Consider the following 19730-nt stretch of genomic DNA (forward strand, 5'->3'; position numbering starts at 1 on the left):
ACCTTTTTACATCAACCAAATATTTTGAATGATTTATTTTAGGAGGGCTGTCGATAGAATCTATATTGATATTATCGACTTATAAAATAATTATTTTTAAATTTGCACAAATTCATAGATCAATGAACATAGTTCTTTTTGATGGCGAAGAATGGGAAGATTTTTTGCCCCTAACATTTACAAGACCTGTAGCTGCCCTAAGAATGGGGATATTGAGTTTTGCAGAACGTTGGGAAAAAATACTAAATACAGAGGTTTCTTATCAAACGAAACCTTATTTGCAAGAAAAATTTCCTGCTAAACTTCAAACAGAAAATACATTTATCAACCCAACTTTTTTTCCGAATGAAAAATTAATTGAAGCGATAAAGAATTTAAAACCAAACCAAACCCTAATTTTTGACAATCAACTTGTAGCAGTTAAATCAACTGAAGAAACTCCAAAAATCACATCAGATATTATTCAATTTGAAGATGAAGTAATTCATCTACAACATTCTTGGGATCTGTTTACTTACAATTTCCAGGCAATTGAATTTGATTTTGATTTGGTGACAAAAGGAAGAACTTCTCAATCAATATCTACAACCAACCAAGTTTTAGCTCCTGAAAAAATATTTATTGAAGAAGGTGCGAAAGTTGAATTTTCTATTTTGAATGCATCAGAAGGTCCAATTTATATTGGAAAAGATGCCGAAATTATGGAAGGTTCTATGATTCGTGGCGGATTAGCTTTATGCGAGCATGCAAAAATAAATATGGGTGCAAAAATATATGCTGGTTGTACGATTGGTCCTTTTTGTAAAGTTGGTGGTGAATTAAATAATTCAATCCTAATAGCATATTCAAATAAAGGACATGATGGGTTTTTAGGGAATTCTGTAATTGGAGAATGGTGCAATTTAGGCGCGGATACAAATAACTCAAACTTGAAAAATAATTATGCAGAAGTAAAGTTATGGAGTTATAACCAAAAAAGATTTGTAAAAACAGGTTTGCAATTTTGTGGTTTAATAATGGGCGATTATGCTAAATCTGCAATCAATACACAATTTAATACTGGTACAGTTGTTGGAGTTTGTGCGAACGTTTTTCAATCAGGTTTTCCACCAAATATGATTAAACATTATAGTTGGGGTGGACAATCAGACGCTCCTGTTTTTAATTTTGATAAAGCTTGTGAAGCTGCAGAAAAAATGATGGAAAGAAGAAAAATTGCTTTTACACTTGCTGATAAAAGAATTTTAGAACATATTTTTAATTTAAATAATAACTAATTTAATAACGAGTAAATCATAAGAATTTAAGTTTAAAATTGTAATATGATTAATTTTACGTGTTAATCTTTTAACAATTAATTAAAAAATCCTTAATTTTGCTTTTTTGTTAGAAAAGAATATTTGTGAAATGACTGGTAAATATAAAAACGTTTTAGAGTTAATTGGAGATACTCCATTAGTTCAGTTAAACAGAATTAACCAAGACATTCCAGGCGAAGTTTATGCAAAGTTAGAATGTTACAATCCTGGACATTCAACAAAAGACAGAATAGCTTTACATATTATAGAAGAGGCTGAAAAAAATGGTCTATTAAAACCTGGTGCTACGATTGTAGAAACAACTTCAGGTAACACTGGATTTGCTGTAGCTATGGTGGCTATCGTAAAAGGGTACAAATGTATCTTAGCGGTATCGGATAAAACAAAGGCAGAAAAGATTTCATTTTTAAAAGCGATGGGAGCAAAAGTATTTTTGTGCCCTGCGAATGTACCTGCTGATGATCCAAGATCATATTACGAAGTAGCAAAACGTATTGCTGCGGAAACGCCAAATTCTCTTTATATTAATCAATATTTTAATCAAGGGAATACAGAAGCTCACTATTTAACAACAGGTCCTGAAATCTGGAATAAAACAGAGGGTAAAATTACTCACCTAATCGGTTGTACAGGTACAGGAGGAACTTTGACAGGTAGTGCACGTTATATAAAAGAGCAAAACCCAGATGTGAAAATCATCGGAGTTGATGCTTATGGATCAATATTGAAAGGTTATCACGAAACTGGAAAAATTGATCAGAATGATATCTATCCTTACAGAATCGAAGGAATGGGAAAAAATTTAGTTCCTGGAGCTTTAGATTTTGAAATGGTTGATTCTTTTATCAAAGTGACAGACGAAGAAGCTGCTTATCGTACAAGAGAAATTGCTTTGAAAGAAGGAATTATGGCAGGATATACTTCTGGTGCTGCAACACAAGCATATAAACAATTGGCTGAAGCTGGAGAATTTGACGAAAATTCTTTAGTTGTAATTTTGTATCCAGACCATGGTTCGCGCTATATGACAAAAGTTTTTAGTGATGATTGGATGGCAGAGCAAGGCTTTACAAATAGCAGACTCAATGGTTTAGAAGCTCGAGCAACAGTCGAAAGAATTAAATAATACGTATATTTGTAAAAATTAAATATTTAAAGTAGGTAGTGTTCGTTCACTTTCTACTTTTTTTCAATTAATAAAAAATTAAACTATAATAAAATGGACATTTTTGAACGTTTAAAACAGAACCCTGGACCATTAGGTCAATTCGCTGATTATGGTGAAGGTTATTATGTTTTTCCACAGTTAAAAGGAGAAATTGGACCCGTAATGGAATTCCAAGGTAAAAAAGTAATTACTTGGTCAATCAATAACTATTTAGGTTTAGCTAACCATCCAGAAGTTCGTAAAGCTGATGCTGATGCGGCAGCTGAATATGGTATGGCTTATCCAATGGGAGCTCGCGCAATGTCTGGACAAACAGATTTTCACGCACAATTAGAGCAAGAATTGGCTGATTTTGTTCAAAAAGAGTCTGCTTATTTAATGAATTTTGGATACCAAGGAATGGTATCTACAATTGATGCTTTAGTATCTAAAAATGATGTAATCGTTTATGATGCTGAATGTCATGCTTGTATTGTTGATGGAGTTCGTTTACACTTTGGTAAACGTTTTATTTACCAACACAACAACATCGAAAGTTTTGAAAAAACAATTGCTCGTGCACGTAAATTAGCTGATAAACAAGGAGGCGGAATTTTAGTGATTACAGAAGGTGTTTTTGGAATGACTGGTAAGCAAGGTATTTTGAAAGAGATTGCGGCTTACAAAGATGAATACAAATTCCGTTTATTAGTAGACGATGCACACGGTTTTGGTACATTAGGTAAAACTGGAGCTGGAGCCGGAGAGGAGCAAGGTTGTCAAGATGCAATTGATATCTATTTCTCTACTTTCGCAAAATCTATGGCTGGTTTTGGAGCTTTTATCGCTGGAAATAAAGATATTATCCGTATTTTAAAATATAACTTACGTTCTCAAATTTTTGCTAAATCATTGACAATGCCAATGGTAATCGGAGGTTTAAAACGTCTTGAGTTATTACGTTCTCAACCAGAGCTTAAAGATAAGTTATGGCACAATGTAGAAAAAATTCAGAAAGGATTAGAAGAAAGAGGATTTGATATTGGAGGTTCTAACACATGTGTTACGCCAATCGTATTGAATGGTTCTCCTATCGAAGCGACTGTATTGGCAAAAGAAATGCGCGAAGAATATGGTATTTTCGTTTCTGTAGTAGTTTATCCAGTTATTCCAAAAGGAATGATTATTTTCCGTATTATTCCAACTGCTGCTCACGAAGACGAACACATCGAATATACGTTAAACTCATTTGCTGAGATTAAAGATAAATTAGCTGACGGATATTACAAACGCAAAGCAGAAGAATTGAATGTTGATTTTGTTCAATACTAAAATAAATATTCAATCAAATAATAGAAAAACCCTAAACTGAATTAGTTTAGGGTTTTTTGTTTGTATTCTGTTCAAAAGTTAAGTAATTATTCACTTTTTTCCATATTTGATTTACTATATTTGTTTACAAATTAGACACACAAACACACAACAATTTTAATTATGAAAATTCACAATTTTAGTGCAGGACCATGCATTTTACCACAAGTTGTTTTCGACAAAATGGCTCAAGCTTGTTTAGATTTCAACAATTCAGGAACATCAATCTTAGAAATTTCTCACCGTCGCAAAGATGCGGTAGAAGTAATTGATACAGCAAGAGCGTTGGTAAAAGAATTGATGAATGTTCCAGAAACACATGACGTAGTTTTTATGCAAGGTGGAGCTTCATTGCAATTTCCTACTGTAGCTTACAATTTATTGAAAGAAGGCGGAAAAGCAGCTTATACACAAACAGGAAAATGGGCAGAAAATGCTATCAAAGAAGCGAAGCGTTTCGGAGAAATCGAAGTTATTGCTTCTTCAAAAGATCAAAATTATAGTTATATTCCAAAAGGATATACTGTTCCTTCAGATGTTGATTATTTCCACTGCACATCAAATAATACCATTTTTGGAACACAAATGAAAGAGTTTCCAAATTCTCCAGTTCCAATAGTTTGTGATATGTCTTCGGATATTTTATCTCGCACAATTGATGTTTCTAAATTTGGTGTAATCTATGCTGGAGCCCAAAAAAATATGGGACCTGCAGGTTCTGCTGTTGCAATCGTTCAAAAAGATTTATTAGGTAAAACGGGACGTAATATTCCCGATTATTTAAACTACGAAACACATATCAAAAAAGAATCATCGTTTAATACGTGGCCAGTAATTGCAATTTACGGTGTCATGTTAAATTTACAATGGTTAAAAGAGCAAGGTGGAGTAGAAGCGATTGCAAAAATTAATACTGCAAAAGCAGATGCAATGTATGCTGAAATTGATCGTAACGGATTATTTACAGGAACTGCTGCAACAGAAGATCGTTCTCAAATGAATGCCACTTTTGTCTTAAATAACGAAGATTTCAAAGCTGATTTTGATGCAATGTTAAAAGAAGCTGGAGTTGTTTCTTTGGCTGGTCACCGTGATGTTGGTGGATACCGTGCGTCTATGTACAATGCTTTACCATTAGAATCTGTTCAAGTTTTGGTAGAAGTAATGAAACAATTTGAACAAAAATTTGGTTAATCAGCAGACATTAGATGCTAGATATTAGTATTGAGAAATATATTATCTAACATCTAAAATCTCACATCTTAATTCTATAATAATAACATGAAAATATTAGCAAACGATGGAATTTCTAAGGCAGGAATAGAAGCTTTAGAAGCAAAAGGTTTCGAAGTAATAACTGCTCACGTAGCACAAGAACAATTAGAAAATTATATCAACGAAAATGGAGTTGAAGTACTTTTAGTGCGTTCTGCGACTAAAGTTCGTCAACCTTTGATTGATGCGACAAATCTTAAAATTATCGGTCGTGGAGGAGTTGGTATGGACAATATCGATGTTGCTTATGCACGCGAAAAAGGAATTCAGGTGATTAATACGCCAGCATCTTCTTCTCAATCTGTAGCAGAATTTGTAATTGCGCATTTGTTTTCTATCGTTCGTAATTTACACCAAGCCAATCGTAATATGCCTTTAGAAGGAGATTCTAACTTCAATGGATTGAAAAAAGCTTACGCAAAAGCAATCGAATTGAGAGGAAAAACAATGGGTGTAATCGGTTTTGGCCGTATCGGTGTAGAAGTGATTCGTGAAGCGATTGGTTTAGGAATGAATATTTTAGTGTATGATAAATTCCCAGCAACACGTGACATTGAATTAGAATTTTTTGATGGTCAAAAATTAACGTTTACCATCACTTCTGTTGATTTTGATGAAGTCATTACAAAAGCAGATTTCATTTCGCTGCATGTTCCAGCACAAGATGGATATATTTTGGGTGAAAAAGAATTTGCAAAAATGAAAGATGGCGTGATTGTAATTAATACGGCTCGTGGTGGAGTAGTTGACGAGCGTGCTTTGGTTGATGCAATTGAAGACGGAAAAGTTGCTGGAGCAGCCTTAGATGTTTTTGAGAATGAGCCAACACCAGAAATGGGCTTGTTGATGAACGAATCTTTGTCATTATCTCCTCATATTGCAGGTTCTACGAATGAAGCGCAGGACAGAATTGGAACTGAATTAGCTTCGCAAATCGTTGAGATTTACGGAAAATAATTTTGAGTTTCATTCTATCTAAAACTATTCAAAATGCCTCAATTTAAACCATTCAAAGGAATTCGACCTACAGAAGAAACTTCTCAAGAATTTGTGACGCTTGCCGTTAATCAATATTCGAAAGAAGAATTGGATTATTATATCAATAACAGAGAAAACTCTTTTTTGCATATTATTTTGCCAACTTGGGACGAAACGATTCAAGATCCGAAAGAGAAATTCAGAAAAGTTCGTGAGAATTTTGAGGATTTTATTTCGAAAAAAATATTAACGCAAGACAAGTCGTCTTTTTATATTTATCAAGTCATACAGCCTGATGGACGCGAAACAAAAGGACTTTTAGGCTTGGTGAATATTGATGATTATCGTCAAAATAAAATAAAAAAGCACGAAGAAACTTTGGAGCGTCGTGTGGAATTATTTGCTGATTATTTGAAAGAATCTCATTTCCATGCGGAACCTGTTTTGTTGACCTATAAACCTGCTCAACGTGTAGATTTGTTGATTGATACGGAAATGAAACGCAAGCCGATTCTGAAAATAGAAGAAGAAAACGGAACGCAACATTTGTTGTGGAGAGTTGATAATCGTTTAAATTTAAAACAATTAAAAGATTCAATCGAAAAATTAGACGAATTGTATATTGCAGATGGACATCATCGTATGGAAAGTTCGGAGCGATACACAAAATTTGCGGTTGAAAATTCGAAAGATGAAGTCTATGGTGATGAAGCGTTTAATTATACGTTAGCACTTTTAGTTTCGAATGAAGATTTGATTATCAATGATTATAATCGATTAATTAAAGATTTAAACGGCTTAACTCCAGAAGTGTTTTTAACTGCTTTAGAAGCTGATTTTGAAATTATTCCGAAAGGTGATGAATTAGTTGTGCCAACCAAAAAACATCATATTGTGATGTATTTAGATGGTCAATATTATAGTTTATATGTCAAAAATAATTTATTGACAACCGAAGGTTTAAGCGAATTGGATACTTATATTTTCGAAGAAAATGTGATGAAACCAATTCTAAATATTCAAGATTCTAAAAAGGATAAACGCATTCATTACGAATGTGGTACGCGCAATAGAGAAGGAGTAGAAGCGCTTAAAAATAAAGTTGATCATCACGATTATATTGCAGCTTTTGCTTTTTATCCAGTGGATGTGAAGGATTTGCAATTGATTGCGGATTTAGGGCTTAAAATGCCACCAAAAAGTACATATATCGAACCAAAACCATTAAGCGGTTTTGCTGTATTTGATTTGAAAGAATAAAAAATGAGTATTCAAGAAAATTTAAAAACAATCGAAGCTACAATTCCTGCTCATGTGACATTGGTAGCGGTTTCTAAGACAAAACCTGTGGAGGATTTGCAAGAAGCTTATGCGGCTGGAATGCGAGATTTTGGTGAAAACAAGATTCAAGAAATGTGCGATAAATACGAAGTTCTTCCAAAGGATATACGTTGGCATATGATTGGTCATGTGCAAACCAATAAAGTGAAGTATATGGCGCCTTTTGTGCATTTGATACATGGAGTTGATAGTTTAAAATTGTTGAAAGAAATTCACAAACAAGCCCAAAAAAATAATCGCGTAATTGATGTGTTGTTGCAACAATTTATAGCAGATGAAGAAACAAAATTTGGCTTGGATGAAGAAGAAATTCAACAGATAATGCAAGAAGAAATTCAGCATTTACCAAATGTTCGCGTAGTTGGATTGATGGGAATGGCAACGTTTACGGAAGATGAAAGTCAAATTCGTGAAGAATTCCGTTCTTTAAAATCTAACTTTGATTCATTGAAATCTATTTATCAAAACATTTCTATTTTATCAATGGGAATGTCAGGAGATTATCAAATCGCGATAGAAGAAGGCAGTACAATGGTTCGCATTGGGAGTTCGATCTTTGGACATCGTAATTATTCCATATAATGGACTAATTTTTTTTAAAATAACAAAACCCTAAAATGATAAGTTTTAGGGTTTTTGTATTTTTAGTTTTGATGAAAAAGTTTTTATATGTTAACCATTTCCTACGCCTCCGCTTTGCTCTTGGTTAGATTTTGATCGTTCTATTTTGAATTGTTTTCCAAAATTATAACTTATTCCAATTCGGTACGATCTGTAAGATTGGCTTACACCAGTATTTATAACATTATTAGAAATGCTTGTGTATGAACCATTTTTGTTTTCGAAAAGGTTAGAAATATTGGCAGAGATTTGCAATTTCTTTTGAAAAACCATTGCTCTTAACCCAATATTATGTCGCGTGAAATCTCCAAATTTATCCAAGCCATCTGTGCTTTTTGTGTAATACGAATACGAGTAATTTGCAAAAAGGGTTTTCTTTTTGTTTAAATCTAAATTATTTGTAATTCTAAATTCCCCATTCATTCCGTCTAATGTATAATTCATTTCAGGAATTTTACTGGTTGTTTTACGATAGAAAACATCTGCCGAAGCATTTACTTTCCACCATTTATAAGGTTTTACGTTGATGTTTTCACTTAAACCAATACTATATGTTTTTCCAATATTATAAGGCTTAGAAAGTGTAATCTTGGTATCAGGATCCATGATGCTTACTTGTTCAAAAAGATCATTCGCATTGCGGTAATACAAACTTGTTACCAATAAATCTTTATACGCATGCTCTAACTCGAAATTATTCGAATTAGAAGGCGTCAAATTTGGATTTCCTTCTGAATAATTATACTCATTTTGTTTCGTTCTTCTTGGATTTAAATACCAAATAAATGGACGATCTACACGACGACTATAGTTTAATGTAAACGAATGATTTTCCGATGATTGATACATCAAATAAGCGGTAGGATATAAGCCGTCATAAGTTTTTTCGTAATTATTTTTCGGATCTTCCATAATGCTTTTCACTTGTGCATGCTCATAGCGTAACCCAACTTTTCCTGTCAGCTTTTCACTCAATTGTTTTTCTACCGAATAATACAATGCGTAGACATTCTCTTTGTAATTGTATTTGCTTGCAAAATCGGTATCTTCATGGAAATTATCATTCGGATTAAGTTTTAAAAATCGTTGATTTTCCGCTTCATCTGTTGCCCAACGTAAACGCGTTCCATAATTCATTTTCCACGAATTAACAGGATGCTCCATATCGATACTTGCATTGAATCGGTTTGAAGAGCCGTCATTTAAGCTGTAATTATTTTCGTATTTACCAGGGATTTCTGCCCAATTAGGATCAAATTCGTTACTGATATTTTTGTTATTGCTATCGTTTCCGTTATTCGAATAGTCAAAATCGAATGTTAACTTTTTACCTTCCGTTTTGAATTTTTTGATGATATGGTAATTTAATCCCAAATAATTCCAATTCCATTTTCCACCATCCCAATTCGTCGTCATATAACGATTTGTTTTGTTGTTCACTAAATCGAAAATATCAATGACTGAATTTCCTTTACTTTCTCCTTTACCATCTGAAATATCTAAATTGAAACCTGTAATTAAGTTGTCATTGATTTGATAATCAATACCAATTCGACCACCATAATAATTGTTCTCATTTTTATTAATTCCGTCCGAAGTCCATTTTTGATCTGGATATAAAGTTGTGTTTTTACTTTTACCATACCAATTTCCTTTACCACTATAAATATTAGAGGTTAATGTCCATTTTCCTTTGCGGTAATTGATATTCCCGTTCAAATTGAATCCACCGTATTTTTGCTGGTTGTATGAAGTCGAAATAGAACCATTCAAACTTTCTTGTTTTGCATTTTTCAATACAATATTGATAATTCCACTGTTTCCTGTCGCATCGTATTTGGCTGGAGGATTTGTAATGACTTCAATTTTTTCAATATCTTCTGTTCGAATGGTTTTTAGATAATTTGACAATTGTTCACTGCTCATCTGCATTAATCGGTCATTAATCATGACGCTTACTGAACCTTTTCCTATAATCGAAATAGCATCTGTCGCTTCTTCCACCTTGATACGTGGCGCAAGTTTCAATGCATCTAAGGCATTTCCACCTTTTGCACCTTCTGCTTGATCGACATTGAAAATTAATCGATCTACTTTCTTTTCAACTAATTTTTTTTGACCTGTAACAACAGCTTCCGTTAAGGTTACATTTTCAGTTTTTGGAACTAAAATAACGCCTAAATCAGCATTTTTTGTAACTTGTAGCTTTACTGAATGTAATGTAACACCAGCTTCTTCAATTTTGAACGTATATGAACCTTCTTCTAAAATGACTGAGAAATGTCCATTTTCGTCTGTAGAGATTTCATCTACAATTTTATCTCCTTGCGAAATTACAACATCCGCTAAAGCAACAGGCGTTTGATTGGTATATTGTATAATTCCTTTTACTTCTTGTTGTGCATATGTTTGAATTGCTGCAACACAAATAATTGGAAGAAAGTATTTTTTCATATTATAGGGTTATTTACAAATAAGACGCAGGACTGTTTGAAAAGTTACATGCCTAAATGTGAAATAATTCTTAAATATGTGTTAAGTGAAATTATGAATTAACTTGGCTTAAGTAATTCATTTAATCCTTCTTTCTCAAAAATTAATTGTCCAACTCGAATGTTGGAAGAACCATTTTTTATTTTATAAGTATAAACAGGCGTGTTTTCTTCAATAATACATTCCAAATGAAGAAATTCTGTATTATAAAGTTGTTGTAATTCGTCCAGAATTTCATTGAGATGTGTTGAAATAAATGTCAAGGTATTTTGATGTGAATCTAGACCTTTTATTGTTTTTGTTAACAAATTTGTCGCATCAATCGAATTTGTTCCACTAAACAATTCATCGAAAATAGCAAAACTATAACCTGCTTCTTTACTCGAAATGAGATAATTTTTTAGGTTCATAATTTCATTCATAAAATGACTATATCCTTTCAACACATTGTCTGTATGATCGATATTGATACTAATAGTTTGATAAAAAGGAATTGTTGCTGTTTTGCATGGAACTGGAAGTCCAAGATTTCCCAAATAACTACAAAAAGCAATTGCACGAAAAAAAGTTGATTTTCCTGACATATTTGCACCTGTTAATACAACAACATTTTTAGAAGTTTTGAAATTATTTTTGACAGGATTTTTGAGTAATGGATAATAAAAATCAACTAAATCGAGCTCGTTTTGTGGTGAAATAGTCGGAAAAATAAATTGATGTTCAATTACTTTTAAACTAATAGATAAATATGCTTCGAAGAGATGAAGTTGCTCGAAAAATGAATTGATTTGTGCTTTGTTTTCAATCAATAAATCGTTTGCATTTAGAATTTCCTTGCTCTTAAATTTTCTATTTCGAATGAATTGATAATTTTTTTTCGTTTCAATTGACATCAATGTAGCAATCATATTGTCTAATAGATTTCGAAATTTAGTTGGAAATAATTGTACTTCTAACGATTGCAAAAACGTATAAATTTTATTGAAGAAAATATAAAGTTGTATTAGCGAACTTTCGAGCGTAGATTTAACAGATGAATAGAATTTTATCTTTAGAAAATCGACTGATTCAACGTTATTTATTGTATTCAAAACCTCGTTATATTCCGTTTTAGAATAATTGTATAGCGACTTTCCTTCCACTTGTTGTACAAAACTTTTGATAATATTTTGTCTATCTATGACTTCTTGCAACGTTTTCGGTTTTGTATTCAATAATTGGAGTAACGTTGAACGTGAATTATAATTCAATGTCACATTAAAAAGAGGTAGAATATCTTTTTCTAAATTCAAATTATCAATGTTCATCATGGTTGGCAATTATTTCTTTTGAAACTATTTTTCAAGATAATCATATTTGATTAAATTACTGAATAAAATAGTATTTAACACCAATTTAAAAACTACACAATAAGAAAAATGAAATTTATCCGTGTCTATGGTTTGACGGACAAGCGCAAGAAGCTGCAAATTTTTATTGTTCAATTTTTCCTAATTCAAAAATTATAACCGATAATCAGATGGTGGTTATTTTTAAGTTGAATGGGAAAAAGTTTATGGGATTGAATGGAGGTCCAAATTTTAAGTTTAATGAAGCGACTTCATTTGTTATTGATTGTGAAACGCAAGAAGAAATTGATTTATATTGGAACAATCTTACTTCGAATGGCGGAGAAGAAGGGAATTGTGGCTGGTTAAAAGATAAATTTGGTCTTTCTTGGCAAGTTGTGCCAACTGTTTTACCAAAACTTTTGAGTAATTCAGAAAAAACTCAATGCGTGATGCAAGCGTTTATGAAAATGAAAAAGTTTGATATCGCTGCATTGGAAAATACTTAATTGGTAGGGAAAGTTTGCAGATTATTTCTCCCAAAACTACTTTCGGAGCTCATCATATTTGACTAAATTTGAAGTATGAAAGCAAGTTTTGAACCTTATATTTTGAAATTCAAAAATCCAAGCGGTACTTCGCGCGGTGTTTTGACAGAGAAATTGACGTATCTTTTTACATTAGAAGAAGATGGAAAAGAATATGTTGGTGAATGTGGATTGTTTAAAGGATTGAGTTTTGATGATCGTCCTGATTATGAAGAAAAATTGCAATGGGTTTGTGACAATATTGACTTAGGAGTTGATGAATTGTGGCGTGAATTGCGCGAATGGCCTTCGATTCAGTTTGGTGTAGAGCAGGCTTTTCAAAGTATGTCTGCGAATCGTTACAACGAAAATTATACAGATAAATTAAATCCAGATTTGTACGAATCGGCTTTTTCGACAGGTGACCAAGGTATTCAAACGAATGGTTTAATTTGGATGGGTTCGATTGATTTTATGCGTGAACAAATCAAAGAAAAATTAGCAATTGGTTTCAACTGTATCAAATTGAAAATTGGAGTTGATTGGGAAAATGAACACAAAATTATTCAACAATTAAGACAAGATTTTTCTGCTGAGCAATTAGAGTTAAGAGTAGACGCGAATGGAGGTTTTACATTTGAAGAAGCAAAAGTGGTCTTGCAACAATTGGCTGAATTAAAAATACATTCGATTGAACAACCTATCAAAGCTGGACAAATCGATTTGATGACGGAATTATGCGCCACAACACCGACACCAATTGCGTTGGACGAAGAATTAATTGGAATTGTTCATCAAGAAGATAAATTTAAATTATTAGAAAAAATCAAACCACAATTTATTATTCTAAAACCAAGCTTAGTTGGTGGAATTAGAGGTTCGTTGGAATGGATCAATGCAGCAGATACATACGAAATACCATTTTGGATAACATCAGCTTTAGAAAGTAATATCGGCTTAAACGCTATTGCACAATGGACGGCGATTTTATACCCAGAAATGCCACAAGGATTGGGAACAGGAGGTTTGTTTACAAACAATTTTCCAAGTCGATTAGAATTAAGAGGAGAATATTTATTTCGAAACAAATTAGCATGAATAAAATAATTATCGCATTTTTTGCAACAATCGTTTTAATGAGTTGTCAAACGACAAAAAAAACAATTGATTTAGCTGCGATCCAAAAATATCAAACCGAATTGGCTACTTTTTATACTGATCCTAAAACGACGCCATTGGTAGACGAAGAAAAAACGAATTTCAAAGGAATTACATTTTTTCCGATTAGCGAAAAATATATTGTGAAAGCGAAATTTACGCCAATCAAAGATGGAAAGGTGATTCCGTTTCCTACTTCTGCGAAGAAAATCAAAAATTACAAAGAATACGGAACGGTGACATTTATGTTGGATAATGTTGAACAAACGTTGACGGTTTATCAATCTTCTCCAATTATGGAGAAATATGCTGACAGTTTGTTTTTACCTTTTATGGACGAAACAAACGGCGTGACGTCTTATGGAGGCGGACGTTATTTGGATTTGACAACAAAAGATTTGGGTACAAAAGCCAATGAAATAACGTTGGATTTTAACCAAGTGTACAATCCTTATTGTGCATATAGCAAACATTACAATTGTCCCATTCCGCCAGCGAATAATGTGTTGGATATCGAAATTAATGCAGGTGTAAGTTATCATAAATAGAATGTTGTATTTAGATTTTTCTCAACCTAACTATGATGTCAACGCTATTGAAGTTACCAATGAATTTGAACAATCCATAAAAGATTTTTTGGTTGAATGGTTTTCTGATTCTGAGGTGATGATTGCGCATACTTCGGGGTCTACTGGAACTCCGAAAGAGATTATTTTGACCAAAGAGAATATGCGAAAAAGTGCGAATATGACGGGCAAATATTTGCAGTTAGAAAAAGGAAATTCAGCTTTATTGGTGATGCCTGTTACTTATATTGCTGGAAAATTGATGTTGATTCGTGCAGTAGAAATCGGATTGAAATTGATTTGTATGCAACCAACTTCTCATATTTCTTTGAATGAAATTAATCGTGGAATTTCGCAAAATTTTACCTCGATTGATTTTGTTGCGTTAACGCCTATGCAAGTCGAAAATTCGTTAGATTTTGTTTCGAAATGTCAAAAGTTAATCATAGGAGGAGCGCCTCTTTCGGAGAAAGTGAAACAAGAATTGTTTGCTTTTGAGAACGAAGTCTATGAAACGTATGCGATGACGGAGACGATTACGCATATTGCGTTTAAACAAGTTGCGAATCAAAAATATACTGATGCAGAACAATTTTTTGAAGCGTTTGATGAGGTAAAGATTTCACAAGATGAACGCGGTTGTTTGGTGATTGATACGCCTTATGACGGTTTGCAAGTGGTTACAAATGATGTGGTTGAATTGATTGATCAGCGTAAATTTAACTGGATTGGACGAGCAGATAATGTGATTAATTCGGGTGGAATAAAATTATTTCCTGAACAAATAGAAAATAAGCTGAAATCGTTCATTAATTCTGAGTTTTATATTACCTCAAAAGCGGATGAATTATTAGGCCAGAAATTAATTTTAGTTGTGGAAGGAGAGGAGAGGAGCTTGGATTTTTCTTCAGCAGATTTAACTAAATACCAACAACCGAAAGAAATTGTTTTTATCGATCAATTTCTACGAACTGAAAGTGGAAAAGTAAAAAGACAACAGTTTTAGAACCGACCTATTTTTTATTTTGTTCGTGTATTTTACCTAAAAATAGCTTAATTTTAGCACTACTAAAACTTATACTGTGGATTACAATCGACTTTTTAATGATATTTTTTTCTTGATTCTTGACGACGAGATGGATGAGAATCAATATCCCATTTGGAAAAGTTTTTCGTTTATCCACAATCCGATTCAGCAATTAATTAAGGCACAAGATTTATTAAATCAGTTGCTTCACGAATATCCAAAAGATAAAAAAGCACTTTTTCTGAAAGGAGTTGTTCAGCGCAATTTAAACTTCAACGAAGAATCGATTTTGTATCTTTTAGAAGCAAAAAAGGAAGATTATTACTTGTATGCGGCGAATTTCTACATTGCCGAATATTATATTCATAAATTGAAATTTGATGAAGCGCAAAAGTATTTGAAAGAAATTGAAATTGTGTATCCTACCAATCAACGTTTTCTTTTCTTATCGATTTTAGTGAGTTTAGAATTGTTTGAATTTGATGAAGCTAAACGATATTTGAATATTTTGTATCAATTGGTTGAGGATAAACAAGTTTTAGAATTATTGAGTAAAAACCTTCAGATTACTGAAGAAATTGTCTTGAAAACGACAAATCGATTGGTCTTAAAAAATTTCAAGTTGAGAAGTTTTAATTATAATCTTCAGCTCAAAACAAATTTGATTGCTTTTTATAAGAATTTCGCTGATATCGGGGTTAATTTTAATGGAATCAATTGTTTTATTATGGCACTTACCTTGAAGCAAATTACGTTGTATCCTACGTTTCATAATCTTGAACTTTATAATGTTCAAACGATTTTAGATTATATTGATGTTGATAAAAAAGGGATTCAAATGCGCTTAGAAGACATTGATTTTGACCATGATTTTGTCAAAAATTACCACGAATATTTAGAAGTCGAAATTCTATTGAAAGAAGATTAGTTTTTTTACTCAACTACATTTTTCTCAAGGAAATATTTTTGTTGTGATCTTGAATCGAGTTGAAGATGACTGAAGTAGTTTAGAATAATCTGAGATTCTTCGACAGGTTTAGAATGACAATAATGTCAAGTTGAGTTTATTTCAGTTTTGCATAAATAGATGAAGACTTTTCTATTGAAATGATAAATAGGTAACGTGAATAAAAGTGGACAATCAGAAAAAAAACTTTAATTTTGCTAAAATTTATAAGATGGAATTTGTTCAAGATAAGGAAGAAGTTTTTGATAACGTCGAGTTGTTTTTGGAAAGTCTAGAAGTTGGAACGGATGAAGAAAAAAAGAAATCGATTCAGTTAATCAAAAAATCAAAAACATTTTTGGTGATTGATGCGGACGAGGTGATGGTTTTTGCGCCAAGTACATTTATTGGAATTAAAGAAAATAACATTCAGCAGTTTACAGGGAAGTTATTGGAGCACGAAACTAATCCCATTCTAACGAAATTGTTCGGTTCTACACCAAAAATTGATAAAACTTTGGACGAATTATTTTTAGATTTTTGCGACGAAATAGAAGTTAATCGCAATGATGTTGGGATTTCCCGAGATTATTGGATTATAAAAAATATGTAAAAAAAAGAGCTTTTCATCTACAACTGAAAAGCTTTTTTCTCTTAAAAGGCTAAAGAATAACATTGATTTTTGCTTTGCTAATAGGTTTTATTCCAGCCAAAGCGCCATCAATTTCGCACTTCAACAAACCACTTCCGCCACCATAATGATGGATTTGCTTTATCGTAGGGAAATAAGTGCTTATCCATTCCTCCATTTTCTCTACCTCCGAAGCACCAATTCCACTACTGTATAATATTATTTGGATATTATTTGTTGATACGTATCCTTTCAATTCTTCTTGTGAGCAGGTACAAAATGCTTTCCAGTTTTCATTTTTGTTGATCACGCGTTCTAACGTGTCTACAATTTCTTTGTTTTTACCATATACGGCGATTTGTACTTGCATATTAGATTAATTTTAAGGCAAATTAACAACATAACGCATGGTCTAACATTGATTTACGATAAGAAATAAATGACATAAAAAAAAATCGTTCCAATTCGAAACGATTTCTATGTTTTATTGTTGATTTTCTAATTGTGCTAATCTTTCGGCAGCTAAATAAAATTCAGGATTCAACTGCAATGCTTTTTTGTATTCCTCTACAGCTTCGGCTTGTTTCTCAAATTTTTCTAGGATTGCGCCTTTGTTGTAGTATGATAAGAAATGATTTGGATTTAACTCGATTGATTGATTAAAATCGTTCAATGCATTTTCTAAATCATTCAAAACAAAATAAGTATTTCCTCTGTTGTAATACGACAAGAAATGTGGTTTCATTTCGATTACTTTCGAATAATCTTCGATTGCTTTATCCAATTGTTGTAATTGATCGTAGCAAAATGCACGATTGTGGTAACATGATTCGTAATCTGGATTAATTTCTAAAGCTTTATTGAAACATTCGATCGCCTCATCGTATTTGTTCAAATTCATCAATACATAACCTTTTTGATGATAAGCTACAAAACTTGCCGGATCAATCTCGATCACTTTATCAAAATTCTCAGCTGCTTTTGTTGGATTATATTGATTGAAATTTGCCATTCCTCTGTAGAAATAGAAGTTTGGATTTTTATCATCTAATTCAATTGCTTTATCAAAATCCTTGATTGCATCTGTATTTTGTTTCATATAATATTGGCTCAATCCACGACCGAAATATGAATTTGCCACTTCTATTTGACGCTTAATCGATAATGTAAAATAATCAATCGCTTTTCTATACTGACCTTTGCGGAGATATTGACTCCCATCTTCATAAAAACTCATAGTTCAATATTACAACAAACTCTTTAAATTTTAAATAAAAAATTTTAGAAAAGTTTATCTTTACGCAAAACAACACACATGAAAATAGAACATTTAGGGATTGCCGTTAAAGATTTGGGATTATCGAATGAATTGTTCGAAAAATTATTAGGAAAAGCACCGTACAAAGAAGAAGCAGTGGAGTCGGAAGGTGTGAGAACCTCTTTTTTTGAAGTAGGCGAATCGAAGATCGAATTGGTCGGTTCTGAAAAAAATGATAGTGCTATTGAAAAATATTTAGAAAAAAATCGCGAAGGAATTCACCATATTGCTTTTGGAGTAGATGATATCGAACTCGAAATAGAGCGTCTTAAAAATCAAGGGTTTACTTTTATTAACGAAACGCCAAAATTGGGAGCAGATAATAAACGTATTGTTTTTTTACACCCTAAAACAACAAATGGCGTATTGGTAGAGCTTTGCGAAGATGTAAAATAATTTTGAAGTTCAAAAAAATAGCTTTAATATTGCAAACGAATTAGGTGATAGCTTCCTTTTTATTGCTTAATTCTCTGGTCCTATAACTCAGTTGGTTAGAGTAGCTGACTCATAATCAGCAAGTCCTTGGTTCGAGCCCAAGTGGGACCACAAAAGCACCTTTTAAAGGTGCTTTTTTTTGTTTAATTACGTTGATTTTTAATCATTTAGCAATTTTACTACATTTTAAAATCACCATTTTTCACCATTGTTTTGATACCCGTTTGATACCCATTTTATTTTTTTATTAGTTTCTTTTACTCCAAGTTCTACCTTCGTTTTTTGAATAATATAATCCTTTACTTGTATTGGCAAGTAATTCTTTACCATTGTCAATTAACTCAATAAAGTTTCCATAAGAAGACCCTGAGAATCTTGTGCTCCAAGTCCTCCCATCATTTTTAGAATATTCTAATTTGTTAGAGTTTGTTGGATTGATACGAATCATTTCGCCATTGTAATTAATCATTTGTGACATAATTTTTAATATTTATAGTTTTTGTTAATGTGGACAAGTTAATCCCTGTTTTAATTATATTTTTTCGTTTTTACATAATTGTATTATTTATTTCTCTATCAAATAATAAAGAGATAATTCATAATCGTTATTTTCTACTACATCATTTTCTTCAATATTCATTACAATAGAAGCATTATTATGCATTTCTTTTTGAATTACATCATTGATTAATCCTATATCATCCATCGTAATTTCTTTAGAATGATCGCATTTAATTTTGATAACAATTTTATCCTGGAATGATTTATTTCTTAAAAATGATGACATTTCATTTACTATTTTTTCAATACTTCCTATAAAAGTTTCTTTTAAACCATTTTCTAAAATGTGCTTTTCAATTTTATATTCTTTTTCTTTCATTTTTTTTATTTTGTTTCAAAACTATATTGAGGTGTGGACATAGTATGGTCTTAGCTATTGATAAATTTGAAAATAATATTTTTTAAAAATTATGCACACCTAAAAATTTCTTAAAAATGATTGAAGAAAATATAAATAAAGTTGATGAATTAGTAGAATTGATAAAAGAATATTCTTCTAAAAATCCTGAACAACGATTTACACAAATCTTATTTAATTTAAAAATAAACGAATTTAAAGATGACGATTTTACACAGGGTTTAAGAGATAACTACAATGATCTTGATCAAAATGTATTGAAAAGAATTCGAGAACGATTAAGGTTATTAAATAAATAATTTTAATATAAAAGCAAACCGACATTGTTTG

21 protein-coding genes and 1 tRNA gene are annotated in these 19730 nt (G+C 32.0%); 16 read left to right on the plus strand and 6 right to left on the minus strand.

Going from position 1 to position 19730, the window contains the following annotated elements:
* Positions 1-122: 122 nt before the first annotated feature.
* The 7 genes from G0Q09_RS07550 to G0Q09_RS07580 all read left to right on the plus strand — a co-directional run bounded on the left by G0Q09_RS07550 (position 123) and on the right by G0Q09_RS07580 (position 8013).
* Positions 123-1277 (plus strand): GlmU family protein, encoded by a 1155-nt coding sequence (locus tag G0Q09_RS07550; RefSeq protein WP_038336997.1) that lies wholly within the window; start codon positions 123-125, stop codon positions 1275-1277.
* Positions 1278-1407: 130 nt separating this feature from the next.
* On the plus strand, positions 1408-2445 hold the full coding sequence (locus G0Q09_RS07555; protein ID WP_219034446.1) for a PLP-dependent cysteine synthase family protein: 1038 nt from the start codon (positions 1408-1410) through the stop codon (positions 2443-2445).
* A gap of 93 nt (positions 2446-2538) precedes the next feature.
* The gene (locus G0Q09_RS07560) at positions 2539-3798 is read left to right on the plus strand and encodes an aminotransferase class I/II-fold pyridoxal phosphate-dependent enzyme (RefSeq protein WP_219034447.1); all 1260 of its coding nucleotides are present in this window, start codon (positions 2539-2541) and stop codon (positions 3796-3798) included.
* A 162-nt stretch (positions 3799-3960) separates the two neighbouring features.
* The gene (serC, locus tag G0Q09_RS07565; RefSeq protein WP_038337000.1) at positions 3961-5031 is read left to right on the plus strand and encodes a 3-phosphoserine/phosphohydroxythreonine transaminase; all 1071 of its coding nucleotides are present in this window, start codon (positions 3961-3963) and stop codon (positions 5029-5031) included.
* An 87-nt stretch (positions 5032-5118) separates the two neighbouring features.
* Entirely contained in the window at positions 5119-6069 is a 951-nt protein-coding gene (locus G0Q09_RS07570; protein WP_114999386.1) for a D-2-hydroxyacid dehydrogenase, read from the plus strand.
* 33 nt (positions 6070-6102) lie between these two features.
* A complete protein-coding gene (locus G0Q09_RS07575) occupies positions 6103-7350 on the plus strand; it encodes a DUF1015 domain-containing protein (protein WP_219034448.1) in 1248 nt (415 codons plus the stop codon).
* 3 nt (positions 7351-7353) lie between these two features.
* A complete protein-coding gene (locus tag G0Q09_RS07580) occupies positions 7354-8013 on the plus strand; it encodes a YggS family pyridoxal phosphate-dependent enzyme (RefSeq protein ID WP_114999389.1) in 660 nt (219 codons plus the stop codon).
* A gap of 90 nt (positions 8014-8103) precedes the next feature.
* Here the strand turns inward: G0Q09_RS07580 and G0Q09_RS07585 are convergent, their stop codons facing one another.
* Both G0Q09_RS07585 and G0Q09_RS07590 read right to left on the minus strand, forming a co-directional pair.
* A complete protein-coding gene (locus G0Q09_RS07585; protein WP_219034449.1) occupies positions 8104-10506 on the minus strand; it encodes an outer membrane beta-barrel family protein in 2403 nt (800 codons plus the stop codon).
* Positions 10507-10604: 98 nt separating this feature from the next.
* Positions 10605-11855: a MutS-related protein gene (locus G0Q09_RS07590; protein WP_219034450.1), complete on the minus strand. Its 1251-nt coding sequence runs from the start codon at positions 11853-11855 to the stop codon at positions 10605-10607.
* Positions 11856-11968: 113 nt separating this feature from the next.
* On the opposite strand from G0Q09_RS07590, the gene G0Q09_RS07595 reads away from it, so the two are divergent.
* From G0Q09_RS07595 to G0Q09_RS07620, 6 genes are all read left to right on the plus strand, one after another.
* Positions 11969-12382 (plus strand): VOC family protein, encoded by a 414-nt coding sequence (locus tag G0Q09_RS07595; RefSeq protein WP_219034458.1) that lies wholly within the window; start codon positions 11969-11971, stop codon positions 12380-12382.
* 75 nt (positions 12383-12457) lie between these two features.
* The gene (locus G0Q09_RS07600; protein WP_219034451.1) at positions 12458-13498 is read left to right on the plus strand and encodes an o-succinylbenzoate synthase; all 1041 of its coding nucleotides are present in this window, start codon (positions 12458-12460) and stop codon (positions 13496-13498) included.
* Complete coding sequence (locus tag G0Q09_RS07605) at positions 13495-14106, plus strand: DUF1684 domain-containing protein (RefSeq protein WP_257468111.1); 612 nt, start codon at positions 13495-13497, stop codon at positions 14104-14106. Before G0Q09_RS07600 ends, G0Q09_RS07605 begins: the two co-directional genes overlap by 4 nt.
* 1 nt (position 14107) lies before the next feature.
* Positions 14108-15130, plus strand: a complete 1023-nt coding sequence (locus G0Q09_RS07610; protein WP_219034452.1) for an AMP-binding protein — start codon at positions 14108-14110, stop codon at positions 15128-15130.
* Between the two features lie 76 nt (positions 15131-15206).
* Positions 15207-16079 carry a tetratricopeptide repeat protein gene (locus tag G0Q09_RS07615; RefSeq protein WP_219034453.1) on the plus strand — a complete coding sequence of 291 codons (873 nt, stop codon included), beginning with the start codon at positions 15207-15209 and terminating at the stop codon, positions 16077-16079.
* A gap of 250 nt (positions 16080-16329) precedes the next feature.
* Positions 16330-16710 carry a hypothetical protein gene (locus G0Q09_RS07620; protein WP_125350110.1) on the plus strand — a complete coding sequence of 127 codons (381 nt, stop codon included), beginning with the start codon at positions 16330-16332 and terminating at the stop codon, positions 16708-16710.
* Positions 16711-16759: 49 nt separating this feature from the next.
* Here G0Q09_RS07620 and G0Q09_RS07625 read toward each other — a convergent pair whose 3' ends face one another.
* Positions 16760-17098, minus strand: coding sequence for a hypothetical protein (locus G0Q09_RS07625; protein ID WP_125350109.1), 339 nt, complete (start codon positions 17096-17098; stop codon positions 16760-16762).
* 114 nt (positions 17099-17212) lie between these two features.
* Positions 17213-17965, minus strand: coding sequence for a tetratricopeptide repeat protein (locus G0Q09_RS07630; RefSeq protein WP_038337013.1), 753 nt, complete (start codon positions 17963-17965; stop codon positions 17213-17215).
* Between the two features lie 78 nt (positions 17966-18043).
* Here G0Q09_RS07630 and mce point away from each other — a divergent pair, with 78 nt between their 5' ends.
* Both mce and G0Q09_RS07640 read left to right on the plus strand, forming a co-directional pair.
* Positions 18044-18442, plus strand: coding sequence for a methylmalonyl-CoA epimerase (mce, locus tag G0Q09_RS07635; RefSeq protein ID WP_219034454.1), 399 nt, complete (start codon positions 18044-18046; stop codon positions 18440-18442).
* Between the two features lie 76 nt (positions 18443-18518).
* Positions 18519-18592 (plus strand) — tRNA-Ile (locus G0Q09_RS07640).
* Between the two features lie 136 nt (positions 18593-18728).
* On the opposite strand, the gene G0Q09_RS07645 is transcribed toward G0Q09_RS07640, so the two are convergent.
* Entirely contained in the window at positions 18729-18959 is a 231-nt protein-coding gene (locus G0Q09_RS07645) for a beta propeller repeat protein (RefSeq protein ID WP_114999416.1), read from the minus strand.
* Positions 18960-19046: 87 nt separating this feature from the next.
* Complete coding sequence (locus G0Q09_RS07650) at positions 19047-19361, minus strand: hypothetical protein (RefSeq protein WP_114999417.1); 315 nt, start codon at positions 19359-19361, stop codon at positions 19047-19049.
* 116 nt (positions 19362-19477) lie between these two features.
* On the opposite strand from G0Q09_RS07650, the gene G0Q09_RS07655 reads away from it, so the two are divergent.
* On the plus strand, positions 19478-19699 hold the full coding sequence (locus G0Q09_RS07655; RefSeq protein WP_114999419.1) for a hypothetical protein: 222 nt from the start codon (positions 19478-19480) through the stop codon (positions 19697-19699).
* The last annotated feature ends 31 nt before the right edge of the window (positions 19700-19730 follow it).

It is taken from the genome of Empedobacter falsenii (assembly GCF_019308355.1).
Taxonomy (GTDB): domain Bacteria; phylum Bacteroidota; class Bacteroidia; order Flavobacteriales; family Weeksellaceae; genus Empedobacter; species Empedobacter falsenii_B.